At 65.8% G+C, this 23,120-nt stretch carries 25 protein-coding genes and 1 pseudogene; 8 read left to right on the forward strand and 18 right to left on the reverse strand.

The genetic code is table 11. From position 1 onward, the window contains the following. Positions 1–72: 72 nt before the first annotated feature. Positions 73–984: an IS1380 family transposase gene (locus tag QWY80_RS02980; protein ID WP_353960436.1), complete on the reverse strand. Its 912-nt coding sequence runs from the start codon at positions 982–984 to the stop codon at positions 73–75. Positions 985–1,047: 63 nt separating this feature from the next. On the opposite strand from QWY80_RS02980, the gene QWY80_RS02985 reads away from it, so the two are divergent. Both QWY80_RS02985 and QWY80_RS02990 read left to right on the forward strand, forming a co-directional pair. Further along, entirely contained in the window at positions 1,048–1,233 is a 186-nt protein-coding gene (locus tag QWY80_RS02985; RefSeq protein ID WP_290229200.1) for a hypothetical protein, read from the forward strand. A 149-nt stretch (positions 1,234–1,382) separates the two neighbouring features. Next, positions 1,383–2,252, forward strand: a complete 870-nt coding sequence (locus QWY80_RS02990; protein WP_290229201.1) for a GNAT family N-acetyltransferase — start codon at positions 1,383–1,385, stop codon at positions 2,250–2,252. A gap of 125 nt (positions 2,253–2,377) precedes the next feature. On the opposite strand, the gene QWY80_RS03000 is transcribed toward QWY80_RS02990, so the two are convergent. The 5 genes from QWY80_RS03000 to QWY80_RS03020 form a co-directional block, all read right to left on the reverse strand. Beyond that, entirely contained in the window at positions 2,378–3,775 is a 1,398-nt protein-coding gene (locus QWY80_RS03000; protein WP_290229202.1) for an MATE family efflux transporter, read from the reverse strand. A gap of 105 nt (positions 3,776–3,880) precedes the next feature. Continuing rightward, entirely contained in the window at positions 3,881–5,158 is a 1,278-nt protein-coding gene (locus tag QWY80_RS03005; RefSeq protein ID WP_290229203.1) for an NAD(P)/FAD-dependent oxidoreductase, read from the reverse strand. Positions 5,159–5,208: 50 nt separating this feature from the next. Continuing rightward, the gene (locus tag QWY80_RS03010; RefSeq protein WP_290229204.1) at positions 5,209–5,880 is read right to left on the reverse strand and encodes a haloacid dehalogenase type II; all 672 of its coding nucleotides are present in this window, start codon (positions 5,878–5,880) and stop codon (positions 5,209–5,211) included. A gap of 292 nt (positions 5,881–6,172) precedes the next feature. Next, positions 6,173–6,370 (reverse strand): heavy-metal-associated domain-containing protein, encoded by a 198-nt coding sequence (locus QWY80_RS03015; RefSeq protein ID WP_290229205.1) that lies wholly within the window; start codon positions 6,368–6,370, stop codon positions 6,173–6,175. Between the two features lie 109 nt (positions 6,371–6,479). After that, positions 6,480–6,860, reverse strand: a complete 381-nt coding sequence (locus tag QWY80_RS03020) for a cupin domain-containing protein (protein WP_290229206.1) — start codon at positions 6,858–6,860, stop codon at positions 6,480–6,482. 413 nt (positions 6,861–7,273) lie between these two features. On the opposite strand from QWY80_RS03020, the gene cueR reads away from it, so the two are divergent. Then, a complete protein-coding gene (gene cueR / locus QWY80_RS03025; protein WP_290229207.1) occupies positions 7,274–7,693 on the forward strand; it encodes a Cu(I)-responsive transcriptional regulator in 420 nt (139 codons plus the stop codon). Positions 7,694–7,698: 5 nt separating this feature from the next. On the opposite strand, the pseudogene QWY80_RS03030 reads toward cueR, so the two are convergent. From QWY80_RS03030 to QWY80_RS03055, 6 genes and pseudogenes are all read right to left on the reverse strand, one after another. Next, a pseudogene (locus QWY80_RS03030) lies at positions 7,699–7,959 on the reverse strand (DUF1698 domain-containing protein); the annotation flags it as partial. Then, complete coding sequence (locus QWY80_RS03035; protein WP_290229208.1) at positions 7,956–8,726, reverse strand: copper resistance protein B; 771 nt, start codon at positions 8,724–8,726, stop codon at positions 7,956–7,958. The gene QWY80_RS03035 and the pseudogene QWY80_RS03030, both read right to left, overlap by 4 nt. Positions 8,727–8,735: 9 nt before the next feature. Then, positions 8,736–10,565, reverse strand: a complete 1,830-nt coding sequence (locus QWY80_RS03040; RefSeq protein ID WP_290229209.1) for a copper resistance system multicopper oxidase — start codon at positions 10,563–10,565, stop codon at positions 8,736–8,738. Between the two features lie 72 nt (positions 10,566–10,637). Next, positions 10,638–11,972: a sensor histidine kinase gene (locus QWY80_RS03045; RefSeq protein ID WP_290229457.1), complete on the reverse strand. Its 1,335-nt coding sequence runs from the start codon at positions 11,970–11,972 to the stop codon at positions 10,638–10,640. Next, on the reverse strand, positions 11,950–12,618 hold the full coding sequence (locus QWY80_RS03050; protein WP_290229210.1) for a response regulator transcription factor: 669 nt from the start codon (positions 12,616–12,618) through the stop codon (positions 11,950–11,952). Before QWY80_RS03050 ends, QWY80_RS03045 begins: the two co-directional genes overlap by 23 nt. Before the next feature lie 9 nt (positions 12,619–12,627). Then, positions 12,628–13,128, reverse strand: coding sequence for a cupredoxin domain-containing protein (locus tag QWY80_RS03055; protein ID WP_290229211.1), 501 nt, complete (start codon positions 13,126–13,128; stop codon positions 12,628–12,630). Positions 13,129–13,569: 441 nt separating this feature from the next. Here QWY80_RS03055 and QWY80_RS03060 point away from each other — a divergent pair, with 441 nt between their 5' ends. From QWY80_RS03060 to QWY80_RS03070, 3 genes are all read left to right on the forward strand, one after another. Continuing rightward, positions 13,570–13,716, forward strand: a complete 147-nt coding sequence (locus tag QWY80_RS03060; RefSeq protein WP_290229212.1) for a hypothetical protein — start codon at positions 13,570–13,572, stop codon at positions 13,714–13,716. Continuing rightward, positions 13,713–14,153, forward strand: coding sequence for a DUF411 domain-containing protein (locus QWY80_RS03065; RefSeq protein ID WP_290229213.1), 441 nt, complete (start codon positions 13,713–13,715; stop codon positions 14,151–14,153). The genes QWY80_RS03060 and QWY80_RS03065 overlap by 4 nt, the downstream gene beginning before the upstream one ends. 128 nt (positions 14,154–14,281) lie before the next feature. Then, positions 14,282–14,935 carry a TetR/AcrR family transcriptional regulator gene (locus QWY80_RS03070; RefSeq protein WP_290229214.1) on the forward strand — a complete coding sequence of 218 codons (654 nt, stop codon included), beginning with the start codon at positions 14,282–14,284 and terminating at the stop codon, positions 14,933–14,935. Positions 14,936–14,941: 6 nt separating this feature from the next. Here QWY80_RS03070 and QWY80_RS03075 read toward each other — a convergent pair whose 3' ends face one another. From QWY80_RS03075 to QWY80_RS03095, 5 genes are all read right to left on the reverse strand, one after another. Next, complete coding sequence (locus tag QWY80_RS03075; RefSeq protein ID WP_290229215.1) at positions 14,942–15,397, reverse strand: DUF4149 domain-containing protein; 456 nt, start codon at positions 15,395–15,397, stop codon at positions 14,942–14,944. A gap of 67 nt (positions 15,398–15,464) precedes the next feature. Next, a complete protein-coding gene (locus QWY80_RS03080; protein WP_290229217.1) occupies positions 15,465–15,761 on the reverse strand; it encodes a YqjK-like family protein in 297 nt (98 codons plus the stop codon). Then, positions 15,751–16,158: a phage holin family protein gene (locus QWY80_RS03085; RefSeq protein WP_290229218.1), complete on the reverse strand. Its 408-nt coding sequence runs from the start codon at positions 16,156–16,158 to the stop codon at positions 15,751–15,753. The genes QWY80_RS03080 and QWY80_RS03085 overlap by 11 nt, the downstream gene beginning before the upstream one ends. Next, positions 16,158–16,490: an ElaB/YgaM/YqjD family protein gene (locus QWY80_RS03090; RefSeq protein ID WP_290229219.1), complete on the reverse strand. Its 333-nt coding sequence runs from the start codon at positions 16,488–16,490 to the stop codon at positions 16,158–16,160. The genes QWY80_RS03085 and QWY80_RS03090 overlap by 1 nt, the downstream gene beginning before the upstream one ends. 81 nt (positions 16,491–16,571) lie before the next feature. Next, the gene (locus QWY80_RS03095; RefSeq protein ID WP_290229220.1) at positions 16,572–17,600 is read right to left on the reverse strand and encodes a phospholipase A; all 1,029 of its coding nucleotides are present in this window, start codon (positions 17,598–17,600) and stop codon (positions 16,572–16,574) included. Positions 17,601–17,761: 161 nt separating this feature from the next. On the opposite strand from QWY80_RS03095, the gene mscK reads away from it, so the two are divergent. Then, the gene (mscK, locus tag QWY80_RS03100; protein ID WP_290229222.1) at positions 17,762–21,211 is read left to right on the forward strand and encodes a mechanosensitive channel MscK; all 3,450 of its coding nucleotides are present in this window, start codon (positions 17,762–17,764) and stop codon (positions 21,209–21,211) included. Positions 21,212–21,219: 8 nt separating this feature from the next. On the opposite strand, the gene QWY80_RS03105 is transcribed toward mscK, so the two are convergent. Beyond that, positions 21,220–21,993, reverse strand: coding sequence for a TlyA family RNA methyltransferase (locus QWY80_RS03105; RefSeq protein WP_290229224.1), 774 nt, complete (start codon positions 21,991–21,993; stop codon positions 21,220–21,222). Positions 21,994–22,091: 98 nt separating this feature from the next. On the opposite strand from QWY80_RS03105, the gene QWY80_RS03110 reads away from it, so the two are divergent. Continuing rightward, entirely contained in the window at positions 22,092–23,114 is a 1,023-nt protein-coding gene (locus tag QWY80_RS03110) for an AbrB family transcriptional regulator (RefSeq protein ID WP_290229225.1), read from the forward strand. The last annotated feature ends 6 nt before the right edge of the window (positions 23,115–23,120 follow it).

Here is a 23,120-nt window from a genome sequence, read left to right on the forward strand (position 1 = left end):
GAGCGACTGCCGACCCAGAAGGCCAGCCAGCTCCACGAACTCCTGCCTCAGAACTGGCAGCACACCGACTGATCACTGACAAGCGGTGTTGCCCGGTCGCTTACGCTTCTCCCAGGTCGCCTCGAAGCGGATGGCCGACTCGTAGTCGATGTCCAGGGCCAGCTTGGCCAGCCGCTTGTTGCCGGCGAGGCCGATGATGTAGTCGACGCCGTGGCGGTCGCACCAGTTGAGGATCAGCGGGCGGCAGAAGCCGCTGTCGCCCCGGAACACGATCTTCACCTCAGGCCACGCCTGGCGCAGCCGCCGGACCAGCAGAGCGAGGATGGCGCCGGCGTGGTGGGCGGCATCCCGCGAGGCCGGGCGCAGGTAGCTGACCAGCAGCTGATCGCCACAGAACACGAACAGTGGCAGGAAGATGTAGTGGTCGTAGTAGCCGTTGAAGTGGCGTCCGAGCTGCTGGCCATGGACCCGGTCATCGGTGGCATCGAAGTCGAGATAGAGCGGCTTTTTGGGTGGCCGCCGGAACGAGCGAATGAATTGCTCGATCATCTCCTCGTGGATCGCGACCGCCCAGTCCCGGTCGGCTTGCTGCTCGAAACGACACAGGGTGGACTGGCTGGCCAACACGCCGTCGGTGTCGACCGCGGTCTGCAGGGCGATGTCGTGACGCAGCGCATGATGGTCATTGAGATCCTCGTAGCCCAGCGCCAGGCCGAACACGCGCTGTCGAACCAGAGTTTCCGTGCGGTGCAGGTAGCGCTGAGGGTCGCGTTCATCGCTCAGCCGGCGAGCGACGGCGCGGGTCAGGCCCATCTCACGATCCAGCTGCCGCAGCAGCAGGATACCGCCGTCAGAGGTGACATCGCCGCCATCGAAGCGGGCGATGAGCTGACGGCCTTTGCAGCGTGGAAAGGAGGCGGACGGCGTGGTACATTTTGTCATGGCGGCTGAGGCGGTTGATTCTGGTGTAGGAGCTTGAATCATAACCGATTTTCAGCCGCCTTTTTCTGTCCGGTGCAATATCCGGGCTAGTCGTAGCGCATCCGTGTGCTCGATCCCGCGGCCAGATTCGAGGGCGTTGCCGCGATCCTGGAGCATGTCAGAAAGCGGTTCCCGGTGCATATCGTTCCGGCGAGTGGTTACAACAGCTCGGGGATCGGCAAGGATCTGGGATGGCAAGCCGTCGCGGCCAATCTACGCTTCAAGAATGTGCTGATCGACTTTGCCAGCTGAGCTCGCCGCCAAGTGTGGCGAGGAGGTAGTGCCGACTCATAACGGGCAGCTCGGAAAAAGCTCCTCTCGCTCGTGGGTGCCTATGACCGATTTCAGGATCTGATCCACTGAATTAGCAACAACATGCTCGCAGTAGGAAGGAGGCCGTAATGTCATCCGCTAGCACAGCAGTTCAAATCCACTATCGACGCATGCTGGAAAGCGACTTGCGAGCAGTGCACCTCCTTACCCAGGTGGTGTGCTGGCCGCACCGGCGGGAAGACTGTGAGCTCCTGTACCGCCTCGGCCGCGGCTTCGTTGCCGAGTGCGACCGCGGCGTGATCGGTACCGCGTTGTGGTGGGCTCATGGCGACGACCTTGCGTCGCTAGGCATGGTCATCGTATTGCCGGAGGCCCAGGGGCGGGGCATCGGGAGCGAGTTGATGAACCGGCTGCTCGAGGAGATCGGCGAGCGCAACACCCTGCTCAACGCCACACCGCGCGGGCAGCCGCTCTACGAACGGCTCGGCTTCAGGGTGATCGGTAAGGCGCACAAGCATCAGGGTACGGTCGCTCCCCACGCGCCTGTCGTGCCGCCGCCGGGCACGCGTCTGCGAGCGATCGAGGCGAGGGATGGCACCGCGCTGGTGGAGCTGGCCAGCAGCGCCGCCGGCATGCCGCGTGCGAGCGTCATGGACGAGCTGCTGCGCATCGCCGAAGGTGTCGTCATCGAGGACGGTAACAGCAATCCGGTCGGCTTCGCCATCCTGCGCCGCTTCGGGCACGGCGACGCCATTGGACCGGTGGTCGCTCCCGATCCAGGGCACGCCAGGGCGCTGGTCAGCCACCTGGCTGCGGCGCGCACTGGCTCCTTCATGCGTATCGACGTGCGCGATGAGAGCGAATTGGATTCCTTGCTGAGCGAGCTGGGGCTGGCGCAGGTCGTCGATGATACCCAGATCGTCATGGTGCGGGGCGAGGCCCCACAAGCGGACCCCGGTATGCACCAGTTTGCCATCGTCAGCCACGCGCTTTTCTGAGCCCAGTGAGCACTCTAGCGGTCCAAGCCGTTCCCAGGGGGCAATCACCAAGACCGGTAACGCCCATGTGCGCTGGGTACTGGAGGCGGCCTTGAGCTATCGCTTTCCGGCGCGCAAAACGCGCGTCATCGCGCGGCGCACCGAGCAGACCCCGCCGCATGTGCAGGCGACTCGCTGCCGGCAACTATCATTTTCTTCAGGCCAGGTAAACTCAGCCGCAGGTACAGAGAGCGAAACAGGTAGAACAGGGTGAACGAGGCCCATAGCCCGTGATTCCCCCAGATGGGAATCAGTATCCAATTGGCAGCCACATAAAGAATTAAGGCAATGATCAGTGAGTCTCTGAGTGGGCCTGCTCGCGTCGCGCCCGAAAATACGCCATTGAGGGATAACCCAATGCATGCGATGACTGGAAACAGGCTGAGCCATGGCTTGTATCGGCTTGCCTCGAGGATGACTTCTGGAAGGCCCGTGAACAGGAACAGGATGTTGTCGCCGTAAAGGAAGAACAGTGTCCCGAAGGATACCGAAATTCCAGAGGAAAAGATGGCTGAAGACTTGATTGTGTCATTATAAAGCCTCGAATTTCGCTCTCCTATGGCTCGCCCCACCAGTGCACTGTTGGCATTTCCCATTCCGTCAAAAGCGCAGGCCATCAACAAGTGGATTTGCAGCAGGATGGCATTGGCGGCAAGGTTCGTTTCGCCCATCCTCGCTCCATAGGCTGTGAACAAGAGATACATGGCCAGTATGCAGAGAGTCCGGATAAGCAAGTCGCGATTCAATATTGCCATTCTTGCAATGGGTGTTCTATCCATGAGTTGTCGCCAGTCTAATTGCCCGATGGAGGTCGGAAGGCGTCTGTAGACCACGATCAAGCCCAGGCACAAGGTCATGATTTCAGCAATGAGGCTGGCGCCTGCCACCCCCTGGACTCCCAGCCCTAGGCCCAGCACGAAAAGGACGCTCAGGCAGACGTTCAATAGATTCATGAAAACCTGCAGAAACAGGGCCATTCGAACATTGGATGAGCCGATCATCCAGCCAAGGATGGCATAATTCACGAGTACGAAGGGGGCGCCCCATATCCGTATGTCGAAGTAGAGCGTGGCTTGTTGTCCCACCGCCGCAGACGGCTGGATAAGCTGCAGGGAGGCTTCCTTTATAGCAGTTTGGAAAACGATGAACAGGAGGCCGAAAAGGATGGCGAGAACAACCGGTCGGGCCAGTGTCATCACCATTTCCGACTGGTCCCTGGAGCCAAACGCCTGAGCGCTAAATCCCGATGTACTCATGCGCAGGAACCCCAGTACCCAGTACAGGGTATTGAAGGTCATGCTGGCGACAGCGACGCCACCGATGTATACCGGTTCCGGAAGCCGTCCCACCACCGCCGTATCGACGGCCCCCAGGAGAGGCGTCGACAACGCCGCCAATACCAGGGGCATGCACATAGCCAGGTATTGCCCAGGCGTCAGGGATGTTTTTTCCGCTGCTGCAGCTATTGGGGAGCGCACTGGCATGAGACGTCACCGGTTGGCCCAAGGGGCGATTGGTGGACGACCGAGAGACTCGAGCCGGCGGGGTGGCATCGGCACCCCGCATGGATCGATGGCCTTACCGAGTCATCACGACACCATGTCCTTGAAGCGGTAGTAGGCGCCGACGATGGGCAGCGTGATAGGCAGGGTGGCGTGCCCCGGGATACCGGGCCAGTCCATGTCATGCCAGACGTTGGCTTCGTGCTCTCCCGACATGACGCGTGCCATCTGCGCTCCCATGTGGGTCGACATCTGCACGCCGTGGCCGCTGTAGCCCATGGTGTAGTAGAGGCCTTCGCGGACCCCCGCCCGGGGCATCTTGTCCGCCGTGGCGTCCACCAGGCCGCCCCAGCAATAGTCGATGCGGGTTCTGGCCAGTTGCGGGAATACCTCCCTCATGGCCTTTTCCAGAATACGGCCGCTGGTCTGGTCTGCTTGAGGGTCCGCGGACGTGAAGCGGGCGCGTCCACCGAACAGCAGTCGGTTATCCGGCGTGATGCGGAAGTAGAACAGCAGGTTCTTGCTGTCCGAGGCCATGCGACGGGTCGGCATCAGCTCGTTGCAGACCTCCTCGCTCAGCGGTTCGGTGGCGATGATGTAGCTGCCGACCGGCACGATTCGCTGGCGGAAGAACGGGAAGGGCCGGCCGGTCTTGCTGCCGGTGGCCAGCAGCACCTGATCCGCCCGGATCGTGCCGTTGGGGGTCTCCAGTTCATGCTTGTGGCCATCCAGTCGACGGATATTGGTGACGGGCGTGTTCTGGTGTATCCGCGCACCGCGTGCGCGGGCACTCGCCGCCAGGCCGCGCACGAAGCGCCCGACGTGCAAGCCTGCGCCCAACGGGTCGACCATGGCGCCATGATAGTAGTCGGAGCCGACTTCGTTACGAATCTCCGCCTTGGGTACCAGGATAGTTTCCTGGCCCGCGTGCTTCGCCATGAGCTCGTGATTGCGGGCTAGCCGTTCGTAATGCGATGGCTTGTAGGCAAGATTGAGCTTGCCGACACGCTTGAAATCGCAATCGATGCCCTCCTCGTTGACCAGGCGTTCCACCGTATCGATGGCATCGTTGTAGGCCTTCAGGTAGCGGGCGGCACGCTCGGGGCCGAACTGTGCGACTCCCTGGGAGAAGCTGATGGCAAGACCTGGCGTGCACATCCCGCCGTTACGGCCGGAGGCGCTGCTGCCGACCTCGCCCTGCTCCAGCAGGGTGACGCTGGCGCCTTTCGCGGCCAGGGCCAGAGCGGCGGAAAGGCCGGTCAGCCCGCCGCCGATGATCGCCACGTCCGCCTTGGCGTCGACCCTTGGGTTGGGCTCATCCGGCAAGGTGGGGGCTGTATCCAGCCAGTAGGGAATGAACTTCATGTCGATGTCTCCTTGTTGCGGACGAGGATCGTTGTGGGCGCGGCAGTGGATCAGAGGCCCAGAAGCCCCGGCAGGCCGGAGATATCCTTGATTTCGTGGCAACGGTAGAAGGGGACGGCGGGTTCGTAACCCCGGTTGACGTAGACTTTGTGCTTCACACGCAGGTCATGGGCGGGCATAAGGTCGTAACGCATGCTCGATGACACATGCAGGATGTCGTCCGGGCCGCAACCGAGCTGGTCGAACATGTATTCGAAGGCTTGAAAGCGTGGCTTGTAGGCCTGCGCCTGCTGCGCGGTGTAAACCGCGTGGAAGGGGGCGCCCAGCTTGTCGACGTTGTGCTGGATCTGGCTGTCGTCCGCATTGGTGAGGATCACCAGCGGGTATTCCCTGGCCACCTTGGTAAGCCCCTCGGGCACGTCGGCATGGGGCCCCCAGGTCGGTACTGCGTCAAACATCCGCTGTCCGTACTCATCCTTGTATTCCAGCGACCAGAGCTTGCAGGTACGGGATAAGGCGTTGCCGATGACTTCGGCATAAGGCTTGTAGCAGCCGACCTCGTCGAAGCGGAAGTTCTCGAAATCCTTGACGAAGGCACTCATGGCTTCGGGGGCGATGCGGTCGGCGAACATGTCACGAGCCATCTGCCCCATCTGGAAATGGGTCAGCGTGCCGTAGCAGTCGAAGGTGATGTACTTGGGGCGGAAGTCGATGGCGGTCATTTTTCTTTTCTCCATTCCTGATTGTCGTTGCGCCCTTTGTTGGCAGTGTCGGGCGATCCAGCAAAGCTGGGTGATAGGAAGGGCGGCGGCATGCATACCCATCATTATGCAGAAGGTAAACTGTAGACAATATACTTGTCAAGCGCCTTGGATGCGGATGCCGACGTCAAGAAGGAGCTGAGCCGTGGGTGAGGCGCTGAGGTGGCCCTCGTTGCCGGTATGAACGGAGGTAGGGAAGATCAGAGGAGGCAGGGCCGTAGGCGCGAGCGTGCCTCCGGCCCTGTACTTATCGCTATACCGATTCGTTGGGGTAGCCGGCTTCCACGAGGACGGCGGCCAGGGTGTCGGCATCAGCGTGACTCTCAATCGTCACCTGCTGCTCCGCAAGATCGATCTCCACGTTGGCATCGGCATCCACGGTCTTGATCGCGGTGGTGACGGTCGAGGCGCAGTGGCCGCAGGTCATCTTGGGTACCTTGAGTTTCATCATGATCCTTCTCCTTTGAGGTGGGGCATTGTCAGCGTGAAGCTTCCCAGTATTGGAAGGTCAAGGGGGAATCAAAAAATTCCAGCCACCCGCTTGGGTGGCTGGAGACGCCTCATCCGACGATGCAGAAAATCTTGCGCACGGTCTCGTTGCTGGTCCAGCGGCATTCTGCGCCGGCGGGGACTACCAGGGTCTCACCGGCCTTGGCGCACCAGGCATGATCGGGCTGCGAAAGGGTGACCGACCCGGAGAGTATCTGCATCAGTTCGCTATAGGCGGGCTTGGTTTCCGTGCGGGCGTAGGCCGTGCATTCCCAGAGACCGATCCGCAGCTTTCCGTTGCGGGCCAGGAAGACGTTGCGATTGGAGGCCTCGGGGGCGGGGGTGCTGCTGACCAGTTCCGCAAGCGGTGGCGCGGAAGGCGCGAGCTCGGCCTGGGTGTCGATCCAGATGACTGTGCGCGGCGCGTTTTCCTCCGGCCCCCTCGTCGGCAAATACCATGAAGGTACGCTTTACCTGGCCACGCTGCTGCCAGCGTACGGGGGTCCCCTTCGGGATCACCGCGGCGTCGCCGGCCTTGAGTGTGACGGGGGCCGCGCCGTCACTGGCAGGACACGGCCAGGCTTCCAGTCGGGTCGAGATGTTGCAGAAAGTATTCTGTAGACAATATACTTGCCAACTGCCACGAGCGACATCGCACTGGCTATGGTGCCTGTGCAGTGCCGTGGATACCGGCGCACCTGCAGCGGTGGTGCCGGGCAAGGGGCTGGGACTTCTGGTCTGAAGTTTCCTATTATTGGAAAGTGAAATGCCTCGTCATCCAAGGGGCGTGAGGCAGGCAGCCCATGGTTCCATGGAGCAATGGGGTACCCATGCGCGGCGATGGTCTGAAAACGGGAGGTATCTGATGAATATCGGGCAAGCGGCGAAGGCTTCCGGCATCTCGGCAAAGATGATTCGCTATTACGAAAGCATTGGCCTGATGCCCCCGGCCCACCGGACGGAGGCGGGGTATCGGGCATTCCATGAGAAGGACATCCACGCGCTGCGCTTCATCGCCCGGGCACGGAGCCTGGGGTTCTCTGTGGAGCAGATGAGCAATCTGCTCGCCCTGTGGCAGGATCGCCATCGGGCCAGTTCGGACGTTAAGGCTGTCGCCCTGGCCCATATCGAAGAGCTGGACGGCAAGATCAAGAAACTGCAGGACATGCGGGAGACCCTGGAGCATCTGGTGAAGCACTGCCATGGGGACGCACGCCCCGATTGCCCGATCCTGGGGGATCTGGCCGCAGAGAGTGTCGAGCTGGATGCCGAGCTTACCCTATAAGGCAGTCACCGGGAGGGATCGTCCTGGCGATGGTCGGTTGAGTGTGGGGGCCTTCGCTCTTGCGTTGTGGCGTATTCACCCGGTCTCTCGGCCATTACCACCGCCCGTTGCGGGGCCGAATGGCCTTCGCGGGGCTTGCTCGGATCATTCGGATCGAGGAAGTCGGCTAGCGATTGGAAGGTCATCCAGTCGATCGAACGTTGCTCGTCGGTGCCGGTGACTGCCTCGTCTACTACCCGCACGTTGGTGAAGCCATGGTGCTTCAGAACATCAGCCTGACGCCGGCGACGACGCCGGTGTCTTCTGTGGCATCGCCGCTGGCTCGCGCAAGATCGGCGGTATCGCCGTACGGCTTTTCCCAGTAGGCCCCGACATAGGGAGCGATGCGACGGGTCACCTCGTAGCCCAGGCGCATGCCGATTCGCACCGAATTGAGCCCCTCGCCGACGCCGAATTCCTCGACCTCGCTGCCGGCCACGGTGATCTCGGTGCGCGGCTGTAGGTAGAGACGCTGGGTGATACGCAGGTCATACTCGCCCTCGAGGCTCGCCGAGATATCGCCTTCGTCGCTGACCTGGAGCGCCACGTCGGTCTCGATCCCGTAGGGCATCACTCCCTGCAGGCCAATCACCCCATAGGTGCGCTCGGCATGGTCGTCGGAGAACACGCCGCCCTGGTAGCCCACACCGCCCTGCAGTTCCCAGAAGTCGGCGATGAGCCGGCTGTAGAGCAGCTCCAGCGATTCGAACTCGGCGTCCTCGCCATCGCCCTGAACGTTCTCGCCCTCCGACTTCAGGTAGATGCGGTTGATGTCGCCGCCATACCAGGCCTGGAAATCCCAGACCAGGGCGTCTTCACCCTCGTCAGGCACGGCATACTCGAGGCGATCGAACAGCGCCATGGCCATGTTGTGCTCGGCCATGGGGGCAGGCCAGTCGTCCGGTGCGTCGTAGCCATCCTCCGCCTGGGCCACGGAAAGCGTTGCCATGGCCAGCAGGACACCGCTCGCGATCATCGAAATTCGGTTAGACATGCCTTCTCCTTAGGAAACCTTGACGACTCGGAACATGCCGGCATCCATGTGGTAGAGCAGGTGGCAGTGGAAGGCCCAGCTGCCTGCGGCGTCGGCGGTGATCAATGCCGAGACGCGCTCGCCGGGCTTGACGTTCAGGGTGTGCTTGCGGGGGATCAGCTCGCCCTGGCCGTTCTCCAGCTCCATCCACATGCCGTGCAGGTGGATGGGGTGCTCCATCATCGTCTCGTTGACCAGGATCAGGCGCAGCCGCTCGTCCTTCTCGAAGTGGATGGGGCCGGTCACCTCGCTGAACTTCTTGCCGTCGAAGGACCACATGTAACGCTCCATGTTGCCGGTCAGGCGCAGCTCCAGCTCGCGGCCGGGCTCACGACGGTCCGGCCAGGGGGTAAAGGCCTTGAGATCACGGTAGACCAGCATCCGACGCGCGTCGGGATCGATGCCGATGCCGGCCTGGTCGTAGCGGGAGCCCGGCTGAGCCGTCCCCGCCGCCAGCATGCCGGTGGCATTCATTCTGCGCTGCTCATCCGACATGTCCTGCATGTTGGAATGGTCCATCCCGGCCATGCCGGAATGATCCATGCCCTGCATGTTGGAGTGATCCATCCCGGCCATGCCGGAGTGATCCATGCCCGGCATGTTGGAGTGATCCACCCCGGCCATGCCGGAGTGATCCATCCCTCCCATGCTATGGGCCCCCATGGCCTCCATGCCGCGGTCGGTGATCCGGCGACGCTCGGGGATTGCTGCGACCATGCCTTCGCGCGGCGCCAGGGTGGCGAGTGCATAGCCGCTGCGATCCATGGATTCGGCGAAGAGGGTATAGGCAGTGTCGTCCTCGGGCGTGACCAGGACGTCATAGGTCTCGGCCACTGCGATGCGGAACTCGTCGACGGGGATCGGTTGCACCGGCTGGCCGTCAGCCGCCACCACTGTCATCTTCAACCCGGGAATGCGCACGTCGAAGTAGGACATCGCCGAGCCGTTGATCACCCGCAGGCGCACCCGCTCGCCGGCCTTGAACAGCGCCGTCCAGTTCTCCCCGGGCGAGTGGCCGTTGATCAGGTAGGTATAGGTGCTACCGGTGACGTCGGCGATGTCGCGTGAACTCATGCGCATCTTCGCCCACATGCCGCGCATCTCGGCCGTTGCCGCGAAGCCCTTGTCGCGCACGTCGGCGAAGAAGTCGGCGACGGTGCGCTCCTGGAAGTTGTAGTAGCCCTCGGCGGTCTTGAGGTTGCGAAAGACCGCCATGGGGTCTTCGAAGGTCCAGTCGGTGAGCAGCAGCACGTGCTCGCGGTCGTAGCGGAAGGGCTCGCGCTCGGCGGCATCGATGATCAGCGGCCCGGCATGGCCGAGCTGCTCCTGCAAGCCGGAGTGGCTGTGGTACCAGTAGGTGCCGTTCTGACGCACCGGGAAGCGATAGGTGAAGCTCTCACCGGGCGCGATGCCGGGGAAGCTGACCCCGGGTACCCCGTCCATTCCTGGCGGAAGGATTAAGCCATGCCAGTGAATGGAGGTCGGCTCGTCGAGCAGGTTGGTGACCCGCAGGACGGCATCCTGGCCCTCCTTGAGGCGGATCATCGGGCCCGGGCTGGTGCCGTTGATACTGATCGGATGGGCTTCCTTGCCATCTATCGGGATTGACTCACGACGAATGGCCAGCGCCACCTCGGGACCTTCCTCGACACCCTTGGCATACGCATTGGTCTGCCCCCAGGGATTGGCCCAGCTTGGACGCAAGCCAAGTGCTGCCGCTGACCCCAGCCCGAGTGCCGCACCGCCTTTCAGGATCTGACGGCGTGACAGCGGATGCGTGATGACTCTGGATCTTGCCATGTGTGACTCCCGCCCATGTCTGGTGAAGCCTATGTTGACGGGAGAAGCTGAATCACGGCTGAAAAAGTGCGATTACCTCAAACATTCTTTGATGGGAATCGTCAGCTCGACCCCCAAGCCACCGAGAGGACTGATGTCGAACCTCACTTGTCCGGAATACCGAGGTATGAGTTGCGCCAGGATGGAGAGCCCCAGTCCGTATCCGGGGTGGCGCTCATCGAGACGCATGCCTCGTTGGCCAAGGCTAGGCAGGTCTTCCTCTGCGACACCTGGCCCATCATCCTCGACGGTAATCCTGAGCACTTCATCCACCTCAATCCGGCAGATCACCTCGCTGGCCGCCCATTTGCCGGCGTTATCCAGCACGATGCCCAGCATCTCGGCGAGGTCCTGCGACTCGACTGGGATACGCAGGTCCTGCCGGTCCGGAAGGCTCAGGTGGAAACGCTTGTCGGGATGGAGTACGCGGAACATCTCGACCAACCGAGAGCCGTCGCGGTGCAGCTCTGACATGCGCCCGGCGTGAGGACCGGCGATTCTCGAACGTCGCAGCTCGGCATCCAACAGGGCATGAACCTCTTCCAGACGCTCCACCAGCCGGCGGCGGCGCGCATCATCGATGGGGCGCGAGCCACGCAGGACCTGGGTTACCGCCGCCAAGGGAGTCTTGAGGGCATGTGACAGGTTTGCTACCGAGTCGCGGGAACGTTTCAGGCGGCCATCGATCTCGTCCATGAAATGGTTGAGCTGGGTGACCAGGCCATCCAGTTCCGAGGGTGCCTCCAGGGAGAAGCGCTCACGTACTCCAGACTGCAACTCGCTCAACTGGTTGCGCAGATCCTGGAGGGGGACGAGGCCACGCTTGACCGCCAGCAGGTTCAGGGTCACCAGCAACAGGAGCACACCTCCGGCGATGCTGGCCACCCACCAGTGCAGGGTGGCCAGGCCCTCCTCGACCCGGGAGAAATCCTCGCCTACCAGCAGTACGCCGGCTTCCCCGTCCAGGAAGAAGTGGCGCCGGAAGACGAGAAGATGCAGGCCATCCTCGTTGACCTCGATGAGAGCATCGTCGGTCTCATCGAGCAGGGGTGCCAGGACATCGCGCCAGCGATTGTCCGAGGCGCTGGTGTCGTCACCCAGGCGAAGGACATAAAGATGGTGAAAGATCTGGTAGCCCCGACTCACCGAGTCCAGGGTGGGGGGCGTGGTGACGGGATCCTGCTGCAGCTGTTCTAACGCATGGTCTGCCTCGCGCTCGAGGCGTTCCCCGAGGAAGTCCCGGGCCAGGTCCTGCAGCAGGATGCCGTGCAGCAGCCAGGTGGTGCCTGTCACCAGCAAGGCCGTGCACGACAGCCAGGCGAGGAGGCGAACGCGCAGGCTTCGGCTATCGACGCGAAACAAAGACATATCCTTGCCCACGCCGCGTCTGAATGATCGACTTGCCGAGATAGCGTCGCAGGCGGCCGATGTAGACTTCCACCAGATTGGGGGCCGCGGCATCCTGATCGAGGGCGTAGAGCTGGTCGAGTAGATGCTCCTTGGAGAGGACCCGGTCGGGGTGGTGCATGAGGTAACGCAGCAGTCGGAATTCGGTACCCGTCAACGAATGCCGGGGACCGCCCCCGATGCTGACACACTGATTGGCCTCATCCAGGGATACACCATTCAGCGACAGCTCCTGCGATACGTTGCCCGTGCGACGGCGCAACAGCGCCTTGATGCGAGCGAGCAACTCGGCTTCATGAAATGGCTTGGTGAGGTAGTCATCGGCACCGCCCTCCAGGCCGATGACCTTGTCCTCCCAGGTGTCCCGGGCGGTGAGGATCATCACCGGGAGGCTGCGTCCTTCCTTGCGCCACCTGGAGAGCGACTCCAGACCGCAGCCATCCGGCAAGCCGAGGTCGAGAATCGCCAGGACATAGTCCTCGGTCGCCATGAGTGACCCGGCCTCCTGCAACGAAGTGGCCAGGTCGACGCGGTAACCGTTGTCCTCCAGGCACTCGATCAGGCTCTCCGCGAGCAGGTCATCATCCTCGAGCAGCAGCAGTTTCATGCGTCCGGGTCACCCCTGGAAGTCAATGTCACCGTACATGCCGGCCTCATAGTGTCCCGGGATGTTGCAGGCGTATTCCAGGTCGTCGACGTTCTCGGGAGCGGTCCACACGAGTTCTGCAGTCTCCCCCGGTGCGATGGTGACCGCCGGCATGCTGCTGCCATGCTCCCCCTCAGCCATGTCATGGCCAGCGTGGCTGCCATGCCCACCATCGCCATGGCTGCCCCCCATCTCCAGCATCATCTTGCGGTGCTCTTCCTGGGCGGCGGCATCCCCGATGACGAACTCGTGCTCAAGGTTGCCGGTGTTGACGATCTCGAACCGGATGGTTTCACCGGGGACGATGTCGAGCCTTTCCGGGTCGAACCACATGTCACCCGCCTCGAAGCGGATGGTGCGATCGATGTCGGCCTCGCTCTCGGAACCGTGGGAACCCCCGTGCTCACCGGCGGCGAATGTCGTCGTCGTGGTCAGGCCCAGGGCCAAGGCCAGCAGTGTCTTGCGCATCATGTCACCTCTTGAGTGGTGTCTGGGGAGACTCGTTTATAACCGAAGAACCTGAAACGACACTGAACGCGTTCCACAGTGATGTCATGGGTCTGCAGGCCGGGACGGTCGCGTCGGCGTGAGTGGCTTGACCTGGGTGCTACCCATGGGTTGTAGGATGGTACCGTTGTTGTGCGCCTATCCTACACCGTCCGCGACATGGGAAGATCGTCGACAGACCTGCCCTGGGTCAAGGTCGGATGTCGTTGGGCGGGATAGGGTGATGCCACACCGGGGGAAGGCACTGCATGATCAGATCCGCGAACAGGGCACTGTGCCACCGTCGAGCATGTCCCCTTGCCGCCACGTCGACCTCCCAGAGCCTGAGCGAATCCTCCCGCCCCATGCGGCCGAGGCTGTGCGCCTCGCGCCGCCTGCCAAGATTCGTTCGCCAGGAGTGATACGATGATGAACGCCGATTGCTTCGCCCTGATGGGCTCCATGGGCTGGTTGGGCTGGCTGATGCCGCTGGCCTTCCTGCTGCTGCTGGGCCTGGGTATCGCCTCGCTCGCCAAGTACCTCTTCACTTCCCACAAGGGGGATCGCTCATGAACCGCCAAGCCACTTCCCTGCTGCTCTCCGGTGTCCTGCTGCTGGGTGCCGGTATCGCCCATGCCGACCTGCCGGATACGGCGACCCTCTACAAGAACCCGCAGTGTGGCTGCTGCGACGAGTATGCCCGCCACCTGGAGGAACTGGGGGTCGAGGTGAGCATCGTCGACGATGTCGAGCTGGGCGAGGTCAAGCAGGCCGCCGGGGTGCCCTACGGCCTCGGTGCCTGCCACACCATCGAGCTGGGCGAGTACTGGATCGAGGGGCATGTGCCCATGGAAGCGCTGGAGGCCCTCTTCGAGTCGCGTCCGGAGGTCGACGGCATCGGCCTGGCCGGCATGCCCATCGGCACCCCCGGCATGCCCGGCCCCAAGCAGGAGGCGTGGGACGTCTACCGGTTCACGGAGCAGGAAGCCGCTCCCTTCATGACGCTCTAGCCGCCTGCCGCCGATCGGCAGTGCCCCCGGCCTGGTGCCGGGGGGAGCGTGACGGAACGATGACAATCCGGTGACGGTGGCGGACGCGCTATCCTCCAGTCAGGGGCATTGCGAGAGGAGTGCGGGCGATGAGCATGACGGCCATTCACCAGACACCGGGCAGCGACGAGATGTCGTTGCGCGAGCGAGTGATGCGGGAGGCGCTGTACCTGGCGGAGATCCACGGCTGGCAGGGGGTGCGGCTCAGCGAGGTGGCGGCCCGGCTGGAGCTGCCCATGGGGGCGGTGCTGGCCGAGTTCCGCGACCTGGACGCGGTGGCCGATGCCTGGTTCCGGCACGGCTGGGAGGCGATGCTGGCGGAGAAGCCGGATGGCTTCGATCACTGGCCGCCGGAGCGGCGCCTGGCGCACTGCCTGGCGGCCTGGCTGGACGCCCTGGCCGGGCATCGTCGCGTCACCGTGGAGATGCTGCGCACCAAGGCGCACCCACCGCACCCGCACACCTGGGTGCCGATGCTCTTCGACCTGTCGCGTACCGTGCAGTGGTGGCGGGAGGCGGCCCGCCTGGAGGCGCGTTACGGGACGCGCCGTGCCCGGGCCGAGGAGATCGCCCTCACTGGGCTCTTCCTGGCGACCCTGTCGGTATGGGCCGGCGATGCCAGCGACGGCCAGGCGCGTACCCACCGCTTCCTGGAGCAGCGCCTGGCCTGCGGAGCGCGCTGCATGCGCTGGGTACCGGGCGGCGAGCGCTCGCGCCGGGACGCGGCCGCCCACCGGCTGTGAGGCGGGTCACAGGAAGCGTCCGCCCGAGGCGATGGCCACGGTGACCAGGCCGAGGATGAGATTGATGCCCACCAGGCGGCGGATCCGGGCCAGCTGACGGCCACCTTCGGGCCATTCCTCGGCGTTCACCGCGCGTTGCAGGCGGCGCCAGGGGGCGAACCACAGGTGCAGGTAGATCGCCATCATGGCCAGGCCGATCGCCAGCATCAGGTGGACGTGCCAGCCGGCGCCGGCCATGCCCCCGAACACCGCGAACAGCATCCACAGGCCGGTACCCAGCAGCACCGCCACCGCGGCCCACACCCAGGGGAAGAAGCGCGCGAACACCCCGCGCCACAGGGCCAGGCGCTGCGGGGGTTCGAGCCGGGCGGCGGCCACCGGACGCAGCACCATCCAGGCGAAGAACATGCCGCCGACCCAGAGGGTGGCGGCGAGCACGTGCAGGGCGATGGCGAGTGGCATGGCGATGGCTCCTGGCAGGAAGTGGGTGTGGGCGGGCGTCGCGGGACGGTGCCCCCGGGTCGTGGCGCTAGCGCAGCAGGCGGCGAACGCGGCGGAACAGCAGGGCGGTAGTGCCCAGGCGCCTGGCGTAGCGCAGCAGATGACGCGCGCGCCGGTTGCGCAGCAGCAACACGCCGCCCAGGGCGAGGGGAAGCCGGAAGCGCATCAGGGCGCGCCAGCCGTCGTCGAGGGGGCGACTGGCCTCGTGCCAGCGGCTCGCCTCGACCAGGATGTCGACGCGCTGCTGCTCGATCTGCGCTTCCAGGTCGGCCTTGCGTTCGGCCCGATCGGGCGTTTCACGACATACCGGCGACCTAGTCGTCATGGCGCGCCTCCCGACGCTCGCGCTCCGCCAGGTCGCGGTCGGTGGCCAGGTGCTTGAGGGTACTGACCAGCAGGGTGCGTCGGCGGGCCAGGCGCATCACCCACAGGCACAGCAGCAGGCCGCTGACCAGCAGCACGCCGGCGCTCGCGGCGATGGCGGTGAGGCGATGGGTATCCCAGAAGGCGACGATCACCAGGGTGGTGAGCACGCCGATACCCAGCAACAACAGGATCAGCGCGAGCCCGGCCAGCAGCAGCAGGCCCATCAGCCGGGCGCGCTCCTCCTCGAGCTCGAGGACGGCGAGGCGCAGGCGCGTCTCGCCGGTCGCCAGCAGGCTGCCGAGCAGGCGCCGGGTGGCGGTGAACAGCCGTTGTGCCGGTCCCTGGCCGTCGATCATCAGCGCCGTCCGATCAGCATGCCGACCACGACCCCCACGGCGGTGCCGATGCCAATGCTGGTCCAGGGGTTATCGTGCACGTAGCGGTCACAGGCGTCGACCTGGTGGTCGAGGCTCTCGCGGGCCTCGCCGTAGAGGCGCTCGCCACGCGACTCCAGGCGGTCGCGGGTCTCCTTGAGGCGCTGCTCGGCACGCTCGCGCAGCTCCTTGATGTTGCTGCGGGAGTCGTCGGCGGTGGCGCTCACCAGCTCTTCGATGGTCTGGGTGAGGTGATGCAGGTCCTCCTTGAGCTGCCGGGTGGTTTCCTGGGTATGCGGGGCACGGTTTGCCATCGGGTCTTCCTCTGACGGTGAATGACAGGCACAGCATAGCAGTCACCGGCCCGCCTGACAGCGGGGCCGGGGCGGGGCGCCTCAACGTGTCATGGTGCCGCCGGTGAACAGCGGGTTGAGGCTGAAGCCCAGGCTGAGGCGGTGGCTGCGATGATCGTAGTCGATCAGGCTCTCGCCGTAGCCGTGATAGTACTGGATGTGGCCGCGCACCTTGCTGTCGAACAGCGGCCAGGAGTAGTCGAGCTGGGTGCCCATGTTGCCGGCGGAGGGGTTGCCACGCCACAGCAGGCTCAGTTCGTTGTCGCCGAAGCGCCTGGCCAGGGTCACGTCGCCATAGCCCATGTAGCGCTCGATATCGGGATTGTCGTCCTCCCCCGTGGTATCCGGCAGGCGCCAGTGGGGGGCCAGGCTGACGGCCCAGTCGCCGCGCTGGAAGACGCTCTCCAGGTAGAGGCGGTTCCAGCTGCGCGACTCCGGGTCGGAGCGGCCGTTGGACTGATGGTTGACCGAGACGCGATTGAGCACGTTGGTCCAGCCCAGCAAGCCCCAGTCGTTGTCGAAGTCGACGAAGACCTCGGGTTCGTAGTTGGTCTCGCGGAACGGTGAGGAGGCCTCGGAGTTGTAGGCCTGCCACCAGCTGCGCTGGGTATAGCCGAAGTAGAGGTCGCCGGTATCGCCGAACAGCCCCTCGGCGAGCGACACCTTGGCGCTGAATTGGAACTTGAGTTCGGCGTTGTCCAGGTCGGTGGCGTCATCCGCGGCACCGTTGGGGTTGGTGTTGTAGCTGACCGGCAGCAGGTAGTTGCGCCGGTAGGTGGTGATGGCGAAGGGGTTGCGTTCGGACTCCTGTTCCAGCTGGCGACGCTCGGCGGCCTCCACCGCCACGACCTCGTCGGGCTCGAGGCGGTGCGGGGTGGCATCCTCATCGGCAGGCGGCAGGGCCTGCAGCTGTTGCTGGAGCGATTCTAGCTTGGCGCGCAGGTCATCGATGCGCGATTCCAGCACGGCGCGTTCGGCCTCGGTCGTCTCCTGGGCCTGGAGCACGCCTCCGCCGGCTAGCAGGATCAGGGCAGTCGCGGTGGTGAGCAGGGAACGCAGCGGCGGGCGCATGGGGGTATCCGGGAACGAAAAGGGCAGACCGTCGTTCTACCACTCCCGTGGGGCAAGTCAACACCCGGCGACTTTTCGCCGCGGGGAAGATTGCCTTGCCGACACCGTGGACCGAGAATCGGCGGCGGATGCACCGATGGCAGAGCGAGGGGCGAGAGGACATGGCGGCGAAGGGAATGGTGGTGACGAAGTCGCCCCGGTGGGAAGGGTGGCGCTGGCGCCGGCTGGTCATGGCCGTGCTGTCGCTGCTGGCCTGGTTGCCGGCGCTGGCCCAGCAGCCGGAGCAGGCGGCTGAGCGGCCGTCGTTGCCGGAGCGAGCGGCCGTCGAGGAGCGCCTGGCATCGTTGCAGGCCGAGGCGGAGGAGGGCGAACCCTCGGAGCAGCGGCAGCAGACCATCGAGGTGCTCTCCGAGGTGCTCGCCGACCTGGAGGCGCTGGCGGAGCTGGAGGAGCGCCAGGAGTCCCTGGAGACGCGGGTCGAGGAGGCGCCGACGGAGTTGCTGCGCCTGGAGCGTGAGCTCAGGGCCGAGGAGGAGGCGGCCGCGGAGCTCTCGGCCACCGACCTGGACGACCTCTCCCTGGACGAGCTGCAGGGGCGCCAGCAGGAGGCGGTGGTGGATCTGCAGCGCCTGCAGGATCGCCTCGCCGAGGTGAATGCCCAGTTGATCACCGCCCAGACGCTGCCGGAGCGTGCCCAGCAGACGATCGCCGAGGCCATGCAGGAGGTGGAACAGGCCCGGCGGGCGCTGGACGAGCTCGACACCCAGGGTGCCGCCGCCGATGACCCCCGGCGCTGGCAACGCCAGGTGGAGCGTCGCCTGGCCGAGGCGACCCTGCTCTACCACCAGCGCGAACTGGGCACCAATACCCGGTTGCGCGAGCTGGACCAGCAGCGCCGCGACCTGCTGAGCCAGCAACTGGCCCGCCAGGAATCGGAGCTGGTGTTGCTGCAGAGCGTCATCGAGCGCAAGCGACGCCTGGCCTCCGAGCAGGCGATCGCCGATGCCGTGCGCGACGATCCGCTGCTGGAGGCGGGCCATCCGGTGCTGGAGCGGGCCCAGCAGATCAATCGTGACCTCAGCCTGGAGCTGTTGCGCGCCAATGACCGCAGCAACGCCCTGGTCCGCGAGAGCCTCTCGGTGCGCAGTCAGCTCGACCAGGTGCGCCAGCTGCAGCGCAGCCTCAACGAGCAGATCGAGGCGATTCGCGGCTCCATATTGCTGTCGCGGATCCTGCGCGAGCAGCGCCGCTCCCTGCCCCAGGTGGCCCCGCGCCGCGACCTGCAGGACGAGATCGCCGACCTGCGCCTGCGCCAGTTCGACCTGGTGCGCCAGCGCGACGGCCTGCGCGAGGGCGAGCGCCTGGCCAACCAGCGCCTGCGCGAGGCGGGGGTCGAGGCCAACGACGCCCTGGTCGACTCCTTGCAGCGTCTCTACCAGTCGCGCCGCGAGCTGGTGGACCGCCTGGAGCAGACCTATGGCAGCCTGCTCAGCTCGGCCATCGAGCTGCAGCTCAACCAGCAGCAGCTGCTGGAGACCTCGCGTGAGCTGCGTACCACCATCGACGAGCAGCTCTTCTGGGTGGCCAACACCCGCCCCCTGGACCTGGCCTGGCTGCGCCAGCTGCCCGCCAACCTGGCGCTGGAGTGGCGCGAGGGCGAATGGCGCCTGGCGCTGCCGACAGGCTGGGCGGTGCCTTCCACCAGGGCCCTGGTGGGCCTGCCGGCGCTGTTGCTGGCGCTGGGGCTGCTGGCCTGCCGACGGCGCATCCAGGCGCGGCTGGCCCGGCTCCACGAGCAGATCGGCCGGCTGCGCAGCGACACCCAGTTGCACACGCCCCAGGCCGTGTTGCTCAACGTCCTGCTGGCGGCGCCGGGCCCCCTGACCCTCGCCGGCCTGGGCCTGGCACTGCTGTTGGGCACCGCGACCCTCGGCCAGGCAGTGGGCCTGGCCGGGTTGCAGCTGGCGCTGGCCTGGGGGGTGATCGCCTGGGCGCGACGGCTACTGGTGGCGGACGGCGTGGCCACCCAGCACTTCCACTGGCCGACGGCCTATGCGACCCGCCTGCGTCGCCTGTTGGGCGGGCTGGGGCTGGCGCTGGTGCCGGTGCTGGGCATCGCCACCCTGGCGCGGGGCGCCGAGTTCGGCCTCAGTCATCGCCCCCTGGCGCTGGGGCTGCTGCTGCTGGGCCTGCTCGCCATGAGCCTGGTCCTGGCGCGGCTGATCCTGTCCCACACGCCCTTCTTCGGGGTCAAGCTGTTCCGGCTGATACTGGGGCTGGCCATGGCGGCGGTGCCCCTGGGACTGGTCGGCCTGATCCTCGCCGGCTACGAGTACACCGCCCTGAGCCTGGTGGCGCGCTTCGCCATCACCCTCTACCTGCTGGGGCTGTGGATCCTGGTGGAGGCCACGGTGGTGCGCGGCCTGGCCGTGGCGGCGCGGCGGCTCGCCTTCCGACGGGCCCTGGCGCGGCGCCGTGCCGAGGCCAGGGAGAGCGCCGAGGGGGGACTGGAGGTGGTCGAGGAACCGCCGCTGGACATGGAGCAGATCAACCAGCAGTCGCTGCGGCTCTCCAAGCTGATCCTGCTGATCGGCTTCGTGCTGCTGCTCTACCTGGTGTGGGCCGACCTGCTGACCGTACTCGGCTACCTGGAGGAGGTGGCGATCTGGGGAGGCGAGGGCGATGGCGCCGACGACCTGGTGACCGATGCCCTGTCGGTGGCGGACTTCTTCGCGGCGCTACTGATCGTCGCCCTGACCCTGATGATGGCCCGCAACCTGCCGGGCCTGCTGGAGGTAATGGTGCTGTCGCGCCTGGCGCTCAAGCAGGGCAGCAGCTATGCCATCACCTCGCTGCTCTCCTACACCATCGTCGGGACCGGTGTGGTGACGGCACTGGGTGCCCTGGGCGTGGCCTGGAGCCAGCTGCAGTGGCTGGTGGCGGCGCTGGGCGTGGGCCTGGGCTTCGGCCTGCAGGAGATCTTCGCCAACTTCGTCTCGGGGCTGATCATCCTCTTCGAGCGGCCGGTGCGCATCGGCGACACCGTGACCCTGGGCAACCTGACCGGCACGGTGAGCAAGATCCGCATCCGCGCCACCACGGTCACCGACTTCGACCGCAAGGAGATCATCATCCCCAACAAGACCTTCGTCACCGACCAACTGATCAACTGGTCGTTGTCGGATACGATCACCCGGGTGGTGCTCGGCTACGGGGTCGCCTACGGCTCGGACCATCGCCTGGTGCATCGGCTGCTGCGCCAGGCCGCCGACGAGAACCCACGCGTCCTGGCCGACCCCGAGCCCCAGGTGTTCTTCATGGCCTACGGCGATAGCACGCTCAACTTCGAGCTGCGCATCTTCGTCAACAGCCTCGGCGACCGGCTGTTCGCCACCGACGAGATCAACTGCCGGGTGGGCGAGCTGTTCGCCGAGCACGAGGTCGATATCGCCTTCAACCAGCTCGATGTCTGGCTGCATCGATCCGACGGGGTCAGGAAGCAGGTGCAGAGCGCTACGCCCGGCCGGGTGACCGACCCGGCCTTCCCGCCGCCGGGCAGCCGTGGCGACCCGGGCGACTTCCATGAGGGCGACGGTGGCGACGGGCGCTGAGGCGCCGCTCAGCCGTCTTCGCGCACGGCGTGGAGCAGGAACTCGCGGTTGCCGTCGCCACCCAGCAGCGGGCTTGCCTGCCAGTGCAGGATGCGCAGGCCCAGGCCGGCGCAGCAGGTGCGGATTCGCGCCTTCACCTCGGCGTAGCGGGCCGGATCGGTCACCAGGCCCCGGGCGTTGACCCCGCCCGGCCCCACCTCGAACTGCGGCTTGACCAGGCTGGCCAGCTCGGCGCCTGGCGCCAGCAGGGCGGCCAGTTCGGGCAGGATCAGCGTCTGGGAGATGAAGGAGACGTCCATCACGGCGAGTTCCGGGCCGCCGCCGGCTCCCTGGGCGGCCAGGGCCGCGCGTAGTCGTGCCTCGCCGGCCATGGCCCGGGCGTTGAGCCCCTCCAGGCAGGTCACCCGCGGGTCATGGCGCAGTGTCGGGTCGAGCTGGTCGTGGCCCACCTCCACGCCGATCACGTGGCGGGCGCCGGCGCGCAGGGCGCAGTCGGTGAAGCCGCCGCTGGACTGGCCCACGTCCAGCACCAGCCGGCCGGTGAGATCCAGGCCCAGGGCCTCGATCAGCGCCTCCAGCTTGAGCCCGGCCCGCGAGACGTAGCGCTCCTCTGGGTCGTCCTCCACCCTCAGGCGCGTCGCGTCGGCCAGTTTCTCTCCCGGCTTGGCGAGCACCCGGCCGGAGTCGGCCAGGCGCACCCGGCCGTGGCGGATCAGCCGCTGGGCACGGGTGCGGGAGCGGGCCAGGCCCTGGGTGACGAGGAGCTGGTCGAGACGCGGCATGGGCAACACCGGAGCGTGGGCAGTGGGCCAGCATTATAGCCGCCCGGCCGGGGCGTGCGATAATGGGCAACTCGTTAGCCGGATAACAAGGAGCCGGAGTGGATCAGGCGGCAGGCAAGGCATTGGCACGCGCCCTGGGCATCGGCGTCCTGGGCGGGGTGGTGTTCCATTTCATCGGCTTGCCCCTGGCCTGGATGCTGGGGCCGCTCAGCGCCAACCTGATCGCCTCGGCGCGCGGCGCCGACGTGCGGGTACCGGAGCGCCTGCGCGAGGCCTTCCTCGGCGTGCTGGGACTGGTGCTGGGCAGCCAGGTGACCCCGGAGCTGGCCTCGCGGGTGCTGGAGTGGCCGCTCTCCATGGCGCTGCTGCTGGTCGGGGTGGCGGCCTCCACCGCGGCGGCGGCGGCCTGGTACCGGCATTGCGGCTTCGACTCGGTGAGTGCCTGGTTCGCCTCGGCGCCGGGGGCGATGACGGCGATGATCCTGATGGGCGAGCAGTGTGGCGGCGACCCGCGACGCATCGCCATCGCCCAGTCGCTGCGCGTGGTGCTGGTGGTGCTCTTCCTGCCGCCGCTGTTCTGGGCCCTGGAGGAGCCGGCGTCCGCCGCGGAGGCGGCTTCCCCGGCCGTCGGCGGGCTCGGGCTGCTGCTACTGCTGCCGCTGGTGATCCCGCTGGGGCGCTGGGTGCGCCTGCCCACCCCGGCGCTGCTGACTCCCTTGCTGTGCGCCGCGCTGCTCTCCGGCTTCGGCGTCACCCGCCTGCAGCTGCCCGACTGGGGGATGGCGCTGATGCTCTGGGTGCTGGGCAGCGCCATCGGGGCACGCTTCCGGGGGCTCTCCTCGGCGAAGCTGGGGCGCTACCTGGCCGAGGCTGCCGTGGCCACCCTGCTGGCCCTGGCGGTGCTGGCCGCCTTCGCCGAACTGATCCACCGCTGGGTCGGGGTGCCACGGGACGTGGCCCTGCTGGCACTGGCGCCGGGCGGCATCGGCGAGATGGCGATCCTCGCCGTGGCGCTGGACCTGGACCCGGTGTTCGTGGCCTTCCACCACCTGCTGCGCATGGTGGCCCTGATGCTGGTGGCGCCGTTCTGGGCCCGCTGGCTGGGGCGGAAGACCTCCTGACGCGAG

This window comes from Halomonas ramblicola (assembly GCF_030409215.1).
GTDB classification, from domain to species: domain Bacteria; phylum Pseudomonadota; class Gammaproteobacteria; order Pseudomonadales; family Halomonadaceae; genus Halomonas; species Halomonas ramblicola.